The organism is Archangium violaceum (assembly GCF_016887565.1).
Taxonomy (GTDB): domain Bacteria; phylum Myxococcota; class Myxococcia; order Myxococcales; family Myxococcaceae; genus Archangium; species Archangium violaceum_B.
The window spans coordinates 11,150,930-11,163,765 of the sequence record NZ_CP069396.1; the positions used below are offsets into that span (position 1 = coordinate 11,150,930).

General features: G+C 64.3%; 13 protein-coding genes. 11 read left to right on the forward strand and 2 right to left on the reverse strand.

Annotated elements, in window-relative coordinates; all coding sequences use genetic code 11:
* Positions 1–122: 122 nt before the first annotated feature.
* Positions 123–2,279: a S8 family peptidase gene (locus JRI60_RS44385; RefSeq protein ID WP_204222108.1), complete on the reverse strand. Its 2,157-nt coding sequence runs from the start codon at positions 2,277–2,279 to the stop codon at positions 123–125.
* A gap of 172 nt (positions 2,280–2,451) precedes the next feature.
* Between JRI60_RS44385 and JRI60_RS44390 the strand changes: the two genes are divergently transcribed.
* The 11 genes from JRI60_RS44390 to JRI60_RS44440 all read left to right on the forward strand — a co-directional run bounded on the left by JRI60_RS44390 (position 2,452) and on the right by JRI60_RS44440 (position 12,421).
* Positions 2,452–3,570 (forward strand): ABC transporter ATP-binding protein, encoded by a 1,119-nt coding sequence (locus JRI60_RS44390; protein WP_204222109.1) that lies wholly within the window; start codon positions 2,452–2,454, stop codon positions 3,568–3,570.
* Positions 3,557–4,645, forward strand: a complete 1,089-nt coding sequence (locus JRI60_RS44395) for an ABC transporter ATP-binding protein (protein ID WP_204222110.1) — start codon at positions 3,557–3,559, stop codon at positions 4,643–4,645. Before JRI60_RS44390 ends, JRI60_RS44395 begins: the two co-directional genes overlap by 14 nt.
* Positions 4,642–5,514, forward strand: a complete 873-nt coding sequence (locus JRI60_RS44400; protein WP_204222111.1) for a carbohydrate ABC transporter permease — start codon at positions 4,642–4,644, stop codon at positions 5,512–5,514. Before JRI60_RS44395 ends, JRI60_RS44400 begins: the two co-directional genes overlap by 4 nt.
* Positions 5,511–6,308, forward strand: coding sequence for a carbohydrate ABC transporter permease (locus tag JRI60_RS44405; RefSeq protein ID WP_204222112.1), 798 nt, complete (start codon positions 5,511–5,513; stop codon positions 6,306–6,308). Before JRI60_RS44400 ends, JRI60_RS44405 begins: the two co-directional genes overlap by 4 nt.
* 3 nt (positions 6,309–6,311) lie before the next feature.
* Positions 6,312–6,590, forward strand: a complete 279-nt coding sequence (locus JRI60_RS44410; RefSeq protein ID WP_204222113.1) for a DUF2160 domain-containing protein — start codon at positions 6,312–6,314, stop codon at positions 6,588–6,590.
* Between the two features lie 4 nt (positions 6,591–6,594).
* Positions 6,595–8,388 carry an ABC transporter substrate-binding protein gene (locus JRI60_RS44415; protein WP_204222114.1) on the forward strand — a complete coding sequence of 598 codons (1,794 nt, stop codon included), beginning with the start codon at positions 6,595–6,597 and terminating at the stop codon, positions 8,386–8,388.
* Positions 8,389–8,623: 235 nt separating this feature from the next.
* Positions 8,624–9,286, forward strand: a complete 663-nt coding sequence (locus JRI60_RS44420; RefSeq protein ID WP_204222115.1) for a TauD/TfdA family dioxygenase — start codon at positions 8,624–8,626, stop codon at positions 9,284–9,286.
* A 7-nt stretch (positions 9,287–9,293) separates the two neighbouring features.
* Entirely contained in the window at positions 9,294–10,229 is a 936-nt protein-coding gene (locus JRI60_RS44425) for a hypothetical protein (protein ID WP_204222116.1), read from the forward strand.
* A gap of 133 nt (positions 10,230–10,362) precedes the next feature.
* Positions 10,363–10,944: a hypothetical protein gene (locus JRI60_RS44430; protein ID WP_204222117.1), complete on the forward strand. Its 582-nt coding sequence runs from the start codon at positions 10,363–10,365 to the stop codon at positions 10,942–10,944.
* Positions 10,941–11,585 (forward strand): hypothetical protein, encoded by a 645-nt coding sequence (locus tag JRI60_RS44435; protein ID WP_204222118.1) that lies wholly within the window; start codon positions 10,941–10,943, stop codon positions 11,583–11,585. Before JRI60_RS44430 ends, JRI60_RS44435 begins: the two co-directional genes overlap by 4 nt.
* Positions 11,586–11,590: 5 nt before the next feature.
* The gene (locus tag JRI60_RS44440) at positions 11,591–12,421 is read left to right on the forward strand and encodes a hypothetical protein (RefSeq protein ID WP_204222119.1); all 831 of its coding nucleotides are present in this window, start codon (positions 11,591–11,593) and stop codon (positions 12,419–12,421) included.
* A gap of 37 nt (positions 12,422–12,458) precedes the next feature.
* Here JRI60_RS44440 and JRI60_RS44445 read toward each other — a convergent pair whose 3' ends face one another.
* Positions 12,459–12,827 carry a hypothetical protein gene (locus JRI60_RS44445; RefSeq protein ID WP_204222120.1) on the reverse strand — a complete coding sequence of 123 codons (369 nt, stop codon included), beginning with the start codon at positions 12,825–12,827 and terminating at the stop codon, positions 12,459–12,461.
* Between the last annotated feature and the right edge of the window lie 9 nt (positions 12,828–12,836).

A 12,836-nucleotide genomic window follows, 5' to 3' on the forward strand; every position in this document is an offset into this window, starting at 1 on the left:
CCGAGCATGCGCACGAGCGGCGTACCGGGAAATCCCCGTGACGTGCGAGTGTCGACATTCCGCCAGCCGGGAGGGGAGGGAGCACGGGGTGCGCGCCCCTCCCCGCCCGCCCGGGCCCGGGGCTACTCGTCCGAGCGGTAGGGCACGAGGGTGAAGTTGATGCCGCTCACCGTCTGATCCTCGGACAGGAGGATGGGCTCGACGGTGGTGGCATCACGCCAGAAGCCCACGCGCTCCCCGTCCTCGAAGAACTCGTTGTCCCCGTCGTCGTCGATGGTGGCCAGCGCGAAGTAGGTGCGCGGGGTGAGCGCCAGGCTGTAGGCGTAACCCCCGGAGGAGGGCACCAGCGCCACGCCCTCGTCATCCACCTGCCACTCACCGACGTCGTCCAGGTAGGCGAAGGCGATGACGGCATCCTTGTCCTGGGTGGTGCCCACCTGGAACTTCACCAGCACCTCGGTGCTGTCCCCGTTGCTGCCCGACAGGGCGACGCGGGCCTCGTAGTTGCCGTTGGCCAGCCCCGCGGTGTTGACGGCCACCGCGAGCGAGTCGGACGCATAGCCCGACAGGGTCAGCGTGTTGCCCTCGGGGAAGGACAGCGCGGAGAGCTGCGCGCCCCTGGCCGCGGCCGTCACCTTGAGCGAGCCACCTCCCACGTTGCGCACGGTGAGCTGCTGGGTGCCTCCCCCGGGGAAGGAGAGCTGGGTGGAGCTCACGCTGAGCCTCGGCGGCGCGTTGGGGTCCGGCTGGACGCCCTTGGCCCGCAGCACGGCGGCCTGGGCATTGACGAGGCCGGCGCCACAACCCTCGGAGCACTGGCTGGACGGGTCGGCGGTGTCCTTGAGGATCTGCTCCGCGTCCGCCGCGCTGAGGCTGGGGTTCACGTCCTTCATGAGCGCGACGATGCCGGCCACGTGCGGAGAGGCCATGCTGGTGCCCTGGTAGTAGGCCCAGACGGGCTGGCCGGAGTCATCCAGGATGGTGGACAGCACGCCGTCCGGCTTGCCGTCGCCGTTGAGGTCCTCGGCCGTCTCGCCGCCGGTGGCCATCACGTCCACCGCGCTGCCGTAGTTGGAGTAGCTGGAGCGCCTGCCACTGAAGCGCGTGGCGCCCACGCAGATGACGCGCTGCTGGTTGCACGGCGAGAACTGGCTGGCGGGGATGTTCGAGTTGCCCGCGGCCACGACGATGACGACGCCCTTGGCCACGGCGGTGTCGATGACCTCCTGGAGCGCCTGGCTGGGGCTGCTCTCTCCACCGAGGCTCATGTTGATGACCTTGGCGGGGTACTTGTTGACGGGCAGACCCGGGACGCTGACCCCCGTGGCCCACTGGATGCCCGCGGCGATGTCGGCGAACGAGCCGCTGCCGCCGCCCAGCACGCGCACCGGGAGGATGGCGCGGCCACCCCAGTAGATGCCGGCCACGCCCCGGCCATCGTTCGTCGCGGCGGCGATGGTGCCGGCCACGTGCGAGCCGTGGTACGAGGAGCCGCCGTTGGGCTGGTCCTTGCCCTGGTCCGTGGGGTCGGTGTCGCGCCCATCACCGTCCTGGGACGAGGAGGTATCCGACACCAGGTCGGCGCCCGGCAGGACGCGGCTGTCCAGGTCGGAGTGCTTGATGATGCCCGAGTCCAGCACGGCGATGACGACGTTGCTGATGCCCGTGGAGGAGTTGGAGGAGCCCGTGGTGACGTCCCAGGCGGCGGGCAGGTTCATCATCGGGTAGTGCCACTGGCGCGAGTAGCCCGGGTCATTGGGCGCGGCGAGGGCCTGGACGCGCACGTTCTTCTCGGCGTAGCGCACGCCGCCCAGCTTCGCCACCTGCCGCACGAGACCGCCCGTCTCCCCGGCCTTCATGGCGCGCCGCTCCAGGGGCGCGTAGCCGATGACGTGCAGGTACTCGGAGATGAAGCCCTTGTGCACCGCGCGGTAGCCGGGCAGGTGCACGCGGGCGAGCGCGGCGGCCTCGGGGAGGTGGGCCTCCTCGAAGCGGACGATGACGTCACCGGGGATGGCGTTGGCCTCGGTGGACGGGCTCGTGGTGGTGAGTGCCGCGCCCTGGACGCCCTTGTTCGCGACGGCCTGGGCGATGGACTGGGAGAGCTTGCGCCGCAGAGCGGAGTCCTTGAGCAGCGCGGGCGAGACGGTGGCGGGAGTGGACTGGAGGCGGAACGGGGTCAGCGAGCCCCGCACCGTGCCCGTGGGCTCCAAGAGCTCCTCGGGGAAGGTACAGGTGGAGAGGCCCAACAGCCCCAGGAAGGCAAGACGGCGAATCATGAAATTTTCCTCGAACGCGGGTTGTGGTCCGCGCCGGACGCTAGAGCCACGTGGGCCGGTGCGTCCAGATGGCCCTGGCCGCCTGCTTGTTCTCTGGACCCGGCGAGAAGCTTCTCCCTACGATGCGCGCCCGCGGTCGCTCACGGCACACACATCGGAGGGGATACACCGGGTGAAGCACGGCATCGAGCTCGACAAGGTCACACGTGTGGTGGAGGGCGAGACGCACCTGGCGGACATCAGCCTGAGGCTCGAACCCGGCTCCTTCAACATCCTCCTGGGGCGCACGCGCGCCGGGAAGACATCGCTGTTGCGGCTCATGGCGGGGCTGGATCGGCCCACCACGGGGACACTGCGCGCCAACGGCGCGGACGTGACGCATGTGGACGTGCGCCGCCGCGACGTGGCCATGGTGTACCAGCAGTTCGTCAACTATCCCTCACTCACCGTCTACGAGAACATCGCCTCGCCGCTGCGGCTGGCGGGGAAGCTGGGCAAGCAGGACATCGACAAGCGCGTGCGGGAGACGGCCGCCGCGCTCCGGCTGGAGCCCTTCCTGGACCGGCTGCCCGCGGAGCTCAGTGGTGGGCAGCAGCAGCGCACGGCCATGGCCCGCGCGTTGGCGAAGGAGGCCTCGCTGCTGTTGCTCGACGAGCCGCTGGCCAACCTGGACTACAAGCTGCGCGAGGAGCTGCGCACGGAGATCCGCCAGCTCTTCCGCAACCGCCCCGCCGTCGTGGTGTACGCCACCACCGAGCCCACCGAGGCCCTGCTGCTCGGCGGACGGACCGCGGTGCTGCACGAGGGGCGCCTGCTCCAGGTGGGCCGCACCCTGGACGTGTACCAGTCGCCCGCCACCGAGCAGGTGGGCCAGGTCTTCAGCGATCCGCAGATGAACCTGCTGGACGCCGAGGTCTCCGCCGACGCGGGAGCGCGGCTCTCGCCCGAGGTGGCCTTCCCGCTGTCCGGGCACCTGAAGGGCCTCGTGCCGGGCCGCTACCGCCTGGGCTTCCGCGCCCACCACCTGCGGCTCGCCCCCAGCTCGCCCGAGGATGTCCGCCTCCCCGCGCACGTGGAGGTGGAGGAGATCAGCGGCTCCGAGACACTGGTGCACGCGGCGCACGGAAAGCTGTCGCTGACGGCGCAGGTGGAGGGCGTGCACCGGCACCCGTACGGCGCGCCGGTGGAGCTGTTCGTCCCGCCCTCCCGGATGTTCGTGTTCAGCCCCGAGGGCCGGCTGGTGGCCGCGCCCCCCTTCACCCCCGAGGAGCCCGCGAATGGCCAGGATTGAGCTCCGCGGCATCGCCCACGCCTATGTGCCCTCACCGGCGTCCGACAAGGACTACGCGCTGAGGCCCCTGGAGCTCGTCTGGGAGGCCGGCGGCGCCTACGCGCTGCTGGGGCCCTCGGGCTGCGGGAAGACGACGCTGCTCAACATCATCTCCGGCCTGCTGCGGCCCTCGCGAGGCCAGGTGCTCTTCGATGGAGTGGACGTCACCGCGGCCCCGCCGCAGCAGCGCAACATCGCCCAGGTGTTCCAGTTCCCGGTCATCTACGACACGATGAGCGTCGCGGAGAACCTGGCCTTCCCGCTGCGCAACCGGGGCCTGGGCGCCGAGGAGACCCGGGCGCGGGTAGAGGAGGTGGCGGAGCTGCTGGAGCTCACCCCGGACCTGCGCAAGCGCGCGAGCGGGCTGTCCGCGGACATGCGGCAGCGGATTTCGCTGGGGCGAGGGCTGGTGCGCCGGGACGTGGCGGCCATCCTGCTGGACGAGCCGCTGACGGTCATCGACCCGCACGTGAAGTGGCTGCTGCGCCGCAAGCTGAAGCAGGTGCACGAGCAGCTGAAGGTGACGCTCGTGTACGTGACGCATGACCAGGTGGAGGCGCTGACGCTCGCGGACCGGGTGGTGGTGATGAACCAGGGGCGCGTGGTGCAGATGGGCACGCCGCAGGAGCTCTTCGAGCGCCCGGCGGACACCTTCGTCGGCTACTTCATCGGCAGCCCGGGGATGAACCTGCTGCCCTGCGCGGTGGAGGACGGCGCGGTGGTGCTGGAGGGGCAGCGGCTCCCGCTGGACGCGGGCGTGTGCGCGAGGGCGCGGGCGGCCGGAGGCGAGCTGCGGCTCGGCATCCGGCCCGAGTTCCTGCGGCGGGTGTCCGAGGGGACGCCGTCCTCGGTGCGCGTCGAGGTGACGCAGGTGGAGGACCTGGGGCGCCACAAGCTGGCCACGACGCGGCTGGGGACGCAGACCCTCAAGGTGCGGCTGCCGGAGGAGGAGCGGCTCGCCCCCGGCGAGTCCTGCTGGCTGGAGCTGCCGCCTCGCTGGACGACGCTGTACGCCGGAGGCAGTGCCATCTCATGAGCAAACCCATCAACAACCGCGCCTGGCTGCTGGTGCTGCCCGTGCTGGTGGCCGTCGCTTTCAGTGCCGTCATCCCGTTGATGACGGTGGTGAACTACTCGGTGCAGGACATCCTGGGACCGGACCAGCGCGTCTTCGTGGGGACGGAGTGGTTCCGCAAGGTGCTGAGGGACCCGGAGCTGCACGGAGCGCTGCGCCGGCAGATCGGCTTCTCGCTGGCGGTGCTGGCGCTGGAGATTCCGCTGGGCGTGGCGCTGGCGCTCGTGCTGCCGAGACAGGGGCGCGCCGCGTCCGTGAGCCTGGTGCTGCTGGGCCTGCCGCTGCTCATCCCCTTCAACGTGGTGGGCACCATCTGGCAGATCTTCGCCCGGGGTGACATCGGCCTGTTCGGCGTGCTCATCAACTCGCTCGGCTTCCAATACAACTACACGGCCAACGCGCTGGACGCCTGGCTCACGGTGCTGCTGATGGACGTGTGGCACTGGACGCCGCTGGTGTCGCTGCTCTGCTACGCGGGCCTGCGCGCCATCCCCGAGGCCTACTATCAGGCGGCGCGCATCGACGGCGCCTCCGCGTGGGCCACGTTCCGCTTCATCCAGCTGCCCCGGCTGCGCGGGGTGCTGACCATCGCGGTGCTGCTGCGCTTCATGGACAGCTTCATGATCTACACCGAGCCCTTCGTCCTCACCGGCGGTGGACCCGGCAACGCCACCACGTTCCTGAGCCAGTACCTGACGCGGCTCGCGGTGGGCCAGTTCGACCTGGGCCCGGCGGCGGCCTTCTCGCTCGTCTACTTCCTGGTCATCCTGCTGTTCAGCTACGTCTTCTACACCGCCATGACGAGCGCGGACCGCAAGGAGGCGCGATGAAGCCCTCCCGCTTCGTGGTTCCGCTCTACCTGCTGCTGAGCTTCATCCCCATCTACTGGCTGGTGGGCATGTCGCTGAAAACGAACGAGGAGATCCTCGGCGGCTTCACGCTCTGGCCGCGCAATCCCACCCTGGCCAACTACGCCGTCATCTTCACCGACGCGGACTGGAGCAGCAGCTACGTCCACTCGCTCACGTACGTGGGCATCAACACGGTGCTCTCGGTGCTGCTGGCGCTGCCCGCGGCCTACGCCTTCTCGCGCTACCGCTTCCTCGGGGACTCGCACCTCTTCTTCTGGCTGCTGAGCAACCGCATGTCGCCCCCGGCGGTGTTCCTCCTGCCCTTCTTCCAGCTCTACTCGAGCATCGGCCTGTTCGACACGCCCTGGGCCGTGGCCCTGGCCCACATGCTCTTCACCGTGCCGCTGTCGGTGTGGATTCTCGAGGGCTTCATGTCCGGCGTGCCGAGGGAGATCGACGAGACGGCGTACATCGACGGCTACAGCTTCCCCCGCTTCTTCCTGAGCATCTTCCTGCCCCTCATCCGCTCGGGCGTGGGCGTGACGGCCTTCTTCTGCTTCATGTTCAGCTGGGTGGAGCTCTTGCTGGCGCGCACGCTGACGTCGGTGGAGGCCAAGCCCATCGTGGCCACCATGACGCGCACGGTGAGCGCGGCGGGCATGGACTGGGGCGTGCTGGCCGCGGCCGGCGTGTTGACGCTGGTGCCGGGCGCGGTCGTCATCTACTTCGTCCGCAACTACATCGCCAAGGGCTTCGCCCTGGGGAGGGTGTGAGCCATGGACTTCGAATGGATGGCCTGGACTGCGCCCACGGCCAGCTTCTTCATCGTCATCGCGCTGCTGCTCGCGGTCTACACCGTCTGGGGAATGCGCTCCCCTTCCCTGCCTCGCAAGGGGCTGCTGCCCATGACCACCACCCGGGGAGATCGCCTCTTCGTCGGGCTGCTGGGCAGCGCCTTCATCCACCTCGCCTGGGTGGGAGTGACGGATGCATCCGTCTGGTTCGCCGTAGGTCTGTCGTTGCTGTTCATGGTCTTCATTGCACGATGGGGGTAACCCGTTGAAGAACGCGCTGAAATGGACGCTGGCCCTGGCCCTCGCAGTCCCCGTGTACGGATGTAAGAAGGAGTCGAAGCCGGCCGAGGGCGAAAAGCCCGCCGCCGGACAGCAGCAACAGCCACAGCAACAGGTGGACGTCGCCGCGCTGGAGAAGGCCGCCGAGAAGTGGGTGGACCAGGAGTTCCAGCCGAGCACCCTGACACGTGAGCAGCAGCTCGCGGAGATGAAGTGGTTCCGCGAGGCCGCCGCGCCCTACCGCGGAATGGCCATCAACGTGGTGTCGGAGAGCATCGACACGCACGTGTATGAGTCCAAGACGATGGCCAAGGCCTTCGAGGAGATCACCGGCATCAAGCTGAAGCACGATCTCATCCAGGAAGGCGATGTCATCGAGAAGCTGCAGACCCAGATGCAGTCGGGCCGCAACATCTATGACATGTATGTCAATGACAGCGACCTGATCGGCACGCACATCCGCTATGGACACGTGGTGCCGCTGTCGGACTTCATGGCGGGCGAGGGCAAGGACGTGACGCTGCCCACGCTCGACGTGGACGACTTCATGGGCAAGAGCTTCGTCACCGGCCCGGACGGGAAGATGTACCAGCTGCCGGACCAGCAGTTCGCCAACCTGTACTGGTTCCGCGCGGACTGGTTCGCGCGGCCGGAGCTCAAGGAGCGCTTCAAGAAGAAGTACGGGTACGAGCTGGGCGTGCCGGTGAACTGGTCGGCCTACGAGGACATCGCGGACTTCTTCACCAACGACGTGAAGGAGATCGACGGCGTCAAGGTGTACGGCCACATGGACTACGGGAAGAAGGACCCGTCGCTGGGGTGGCGCTTCACGGACGCGTGGCTGTCCATGGCGGGCGTGGGCGACAAGGGCTTCCCCAACGGCAAGCCGGTGGACGAGTGGGGCATCCGCGTGGAGGGCTGCAACCCGGCGGGCGCCTCGGTGTCGCGCGGCGGCGAGACGAACGGCCCGGCGGCGGTGTACGCGCTGACCAAGTACATCGACTGGCTGAAGAAGTACGCGCCGCCCCAGGCGGCCGGCATGACGTTCTCCGAGGCCGGCCCGGTGCCTGGCCAGGGCAACGTGGCGCAGCAGATCTTCTGGTACACGGGCTTCACGGCGCAGTTGGCCAAGCCGGGCCTGCCGGTGGTGAACGCGGACGGCACGCCGAAGTGGCGCATGGCGCCCTCGCCGCACGGCCCGTACTGGCAGGAGGGCACGAAGCTGGGCTACCAGGACACGGGCTCGTGGACGATGCTCAAGAGCACGCCGCTGGAGAGGCGGAAGGCCGCGTGGCTGTACGCGCAGTTCGTGGTGGCCAAGAGCACGTCGCTCAAGAAGTTCCTGGTGGGACTGACGCCGATTCGTGACTCGGACGTGCGCTCCGAGCACGTGACGAAGGTGGCGGACAAGCTGGGCGGCCTGGTGGAGTTCTACCGGAGCCCGGCGCGCGAGGCGTGGACGCCCACGGGCACCAACGTGCCGGACTACCCGAAGCTGTCGCAGCTGTGGTGGCAGAACATCAGCCTGGCCGTGGAGGGCGAGAAGACGCCGCAGGAGGCCATGGACGCGCTGGCCAAGCAGATGGACGACGTGATGGGGCGGCTGGAGCGCGCGGGCATGCAGAACTGCCCGCCGAAGCTCAACCCGGAGAAGGACGCGAAGACCTGGTTCGACGCGCCGGGCGCCCCGCACCCGAAGCTGGCCAACGAGAAGCCCAAGGGCGAGACCGTGCCCTATGAGCAGCTCGTGCAGGCCTGGAAGGAAGGGCGCGTGAAGTAGGCGCCCACCTCCTCCTGACATCAGATAAAGGAGCACAACCGGACAGGGCGGGGCATCACTCAAGCGATGCCCCGCGCATCCTCTCTGGTTAGCGTTCGTTGAGAACGACGCTCTAAATTCCCAAGCCAGCAGAAGTAAAGTCCGGCCAATCATTCACCCGAAAGGCCAGAGGACCTTCTTCAGTCTCCTGCAATCTTGCACTGCACTACACTCAAGCACCTAAAAGGAATACCCCTTGCCCGGCAGGAAGAGATTTTCCTTCCTCGAAGAACTAAAGAACAACGGTTGGACAGTCTTGGATGACGTGGTTGAAAGCGCTGCGTTCCTTCAACTTGCACACAGCATTGGCGCACCAAGCATCGGAATTCATCGCTATAGAATTGAGCATCTCAGCCCGACCACAGCCAATGCAGCCAAAGCCGGAACAATGAGTTCCCAATATGGATTGGGCGAGTTCCCCCTACATACGGACACTGCCCATTGGCCAACACCTGCTCGATATATCCTTTTGCGATCAGTGGGTCTCTCCCACAGCCGCTCAACAATCATTGCCAGCACCAAGGACCTACCATTCAACCCTGAGCAACGTCACCTCATCGCCCAAGGGACATGGCTTGTATCTCAAGTTGCCCAGCCATTTACCTGCTCGGTCTTCTTCCAGCCAAACGAATATGCATTCCGCTTTGACGCAGCGTGCATGCGCCCCTACAATTCGGCAGCAAAAAGGATCCACCAACACATCATCGACACACTCAAACAGTCCAACTACAAAGAAATCAAATGGAGTCCTGGCCGGGTCTTGATTGTTGACAATTGGCGAATGCTACATGGCCGTGCCGACAGCCGAGAAACCAACGAAGTTCGTACTTTGCAGCGAATAACAATCCCCTGGGTGTGAAAAAACCATGCTTTGGACATACGATCTCCTCTGGGCAAAGGCCGCGTCTTACATGGAAAAGGCGCTTGCCGAACCAAAGGACGGAGCAATGTTTCCATTCTGGGCGTCATTGGCCATGGAATTCCTGGCGCGTGCGGCGCTTGCATCCAAGCATCCAGTCCTACTAGCTGATCCCGCAAATGAAAAGAACATTCTATACACTTTTGGAGTTTCCAGCCCAGACTTCCATCCCAAGTCCATCGGCGTGGCACTTGTCTTCGAGCGATGCAGAGCATTGATGCCGGACTTTCTAAAGGAACATGCCAGCTCATGCCTGTCACTAGCAAACAGTCGTAACGAGGAACTCCATAGCGGAGGAAAACCTTTTGAGAAATACGAAACAAAAAACTGGCTAGGATCCTACTATGCAGCATGCGTTCCTCTGCTAAAGTTCCAGGGCAAATCTTTGCAGGACTTCTTGGGTGCCGCAGAGGCCAAGGCCGCAGAGGAGATGCTCAAGGCCAAAAACGAAGCCACCGAGAAGAAGGTCAAGAAACTCATTTCTTCTCACGCAAACATATTCGAAAACAAACCCGAGCCCGAAAAAGCTCAACTGAGAAAAACCGCAGAAATTCAAGCAGAGCAAAAACGCTATGATGGTGGCCACCTAACCCAATGCCCCGCGTGCCAATCAAACGCAACCGTAACCGGCGAAGTGGTAAACACAACAGGGCCCAATTTAGAGCAAGGATATCTTGTTTTCCGCTCCTCAGTTCTACCTACAGGTTTTCATTGCGCCGCATGCGGACTGACTCTCGACGGACACGCAGCTCTACATGCTGCAGGACTCGGTGGGCAGTTCACAAGAACATCGAAGTGGGATCCTCTTGACTATTACGTTGTCACCGAAAGAGAGAACGAAGATGAAGACGAAGGCCCCCACGAAGAATACAACAACGAGTAGCTTAGAATAACTTCGATAATCCAGCGCAAGGACCTCAGTAGTTGATGATTTTTGGTGTGTACTTGCTGGGTTACAAACCTTGCGCAAGACGTAGTTCAAGCTGTGCCATCAAGCCACTTCAAAATCCGAGAACATGCTGCAGCGTCGCGGGGTAGAGTTCATGGAGCATCCCAGCCTTGAAGAATTGGTCCAGAAGTTCGAGGCGGCCAGGAAAGCCGGTGAGCGCGAGCGTGGGAACCCAGAGCAATTGCGATTGCACCGCGAGCTCGCTGATGAATGCCCTGCATTCACTCACAACCTGCTCTATCTCGCCCGGTTGCAACACCTCGTCGACCAAGCCGGCAGAAGCGCAGAAGAGGTGCTCCCCGAGATCCAGCACCTGCTCGAGTCCGCCGTCTTGGGCTCATACAGAAGTGCGCCTGCGCTGTTGGCACTGGGTAACTTCCTGGACACATTCCAAGATGACACGCCAGAGGCCATGAAGCTCTACGAAGAGGGAGAGCAGAAGGCACTCGCTACGCTCGCGGATGCGTGGTTCTTCAAGCTCAGGCACTGGAATCTCGAACGGACGAAAGAATCCCTGGAAAAGGCCCTTCGGCTTTGTGCCTTGGTGGAGCTGCTCTTTCCCGATCCGAATGTCCTCCTGGAGGGCGAGATACAGACCACGAAGCGCTACGCTGTGCTGGAGGGCTTGCTTCCCCAGGAAGACTCGTGACTCGATTCGGTACCCTGAGAAACCGCCTGTCTCGACAACTTCTCTACACCCCTGCTCCATTGTGGGGGAAAATTCAGATGCGCGTGATTCTACTGCTCCCGTTATGGCTGGCAATCCTCCAAGGTTGTTCGGGCATACCCAAGCAGATGTGCCTGGATTTCGACGCCAGCAGTGCACATGGCTCTGAAGAGATCGCGCTGGGTCCCAGGCTATTCCGCCCTCCACGAATCCGGAGCAACCCTTCCCAACCGGTCAAGCCTCCTCACCCCGAGCAACCCAAGCCGCAAGCATCTCAACCGCGGGCAAACCAACACCCCAAACCCGCCGGACCATCACCGTTCACACGGTTCCTGGACCCGAAGGTCGCTCGCGAGAACTTCGACAAGGGGCAGGCGGAAGCCCGTGCTGCATTCCCCCACTTGTTCGGCAAACCGAAGCAGCAACACCACCTCCACCCCAAGTATCTCGGTGGTGCCGAGGATGGGCCAACAACCGATGTGGATCCCGCCTATCATCAGCTCATCACCAATGCCTTCCGGCGGGAGCACCCCTACGGGCAGGAAGTTCCCAGCCCCGCTCAGCAGCAGGAAATCATGCGAAAGGTCTACTCCAAGTATCCGCTCCCCGGAGTGCATTTCTAGACGTCATGCGTGAAACCATCGAGATCCGGCTCTCCACGGACAAGGCACAGCATTTCCTTCCGCCAGACATTGGTGAGGATTGGGACATCACCCGCCGACTCGAACTGAACGTCGATGATCCGCTGGTCGAGACCATTCGCAAGCACGAGGAGGAGGAGCACCGCCGGGGAACGACGATGGTCACCTTCTGGCAGGTACGCCGCCGCTATTCGCAGCGCGAGTTACAATCTGCCGAGTTGCTCTGGATGAGAGTCCGGCCCTTTTTCGAGCCTACGGGCGAGGAGTGTGGCACCCTCTACGACGAGTCCCAGGCATGCACCTCCTGTGGAGCCGGCACACGGCAGGTTTCCGAGCTGCATCTCGACCTCAAGCGCATCCCCAAGGGCCGAGACATCGCGCAGACCCTCGGGGGAGAACTCGTGGTTTCCTCCAGGCTGGCCGAGGTGCTGCGCACGCACGGCATCACGGGCATGGAACTGAGGCCCGTGCTCGGAAAGCAGGGCGAGCGGAGCAAGGCATGGCATCAGCTCGTCATTCCCTCGCGTGCGTTGCAGGTGGCCGCGCCCACCCGAGTCGGCAATACCTTCTTCGTCCCAGAGCCCGATACGGCTCGCTGTCCCAAGGGACACACCTTGGGGCTCCGTGTGCTGTCCGAGGTCTACGTTTCTCGCGCGAGTCTCGACAGGAACGACTGGTCCTGCACACACCAGAGCGTTGGCCTGCGACAAGGGCTGTTCCGTCCTCAACCGCTGTTACTCATCTCCCAGCGGCTGTACCGCCTGCTCTGGGAGATGAAGGTCCGGCGCTTCGATGTCGAGATAGCCCGCCTGACATGACCCCTTGGCCGCGGAATGTCCCTGTGCATCAGCGTTCTCAGGCGCGCATTGCCTGAGCAATCTCCGCTGGAGTCATGCCCGGCTCGAGTAAGAAGTCGATGGCCATCGATTCGTGACAGAAAACCACTTTTTCGGATGGTGGGATAAGCGCGCGGCACCAGTGAGCGAACTCGGCACAGTCTTCAAGGGCACCGCTGTCAATAGTCAAACCTTTGCCCAACAGCTCAACGGATCCATAAAGCACTGAGCGATCCATGGGGAATTCGAAGTCTTGAAAGGTGTGCGTTTGAGAAGTGCTCAACTTTTCGATTTGAACCAGAGGCCAACGCATACGCAGCCGGCCCAAGAAAGCCTCCGCTGAGAAAGTCCATCCCGTCGTGATGACGATGTAATAACGCATTGGCATCTGGCTCTC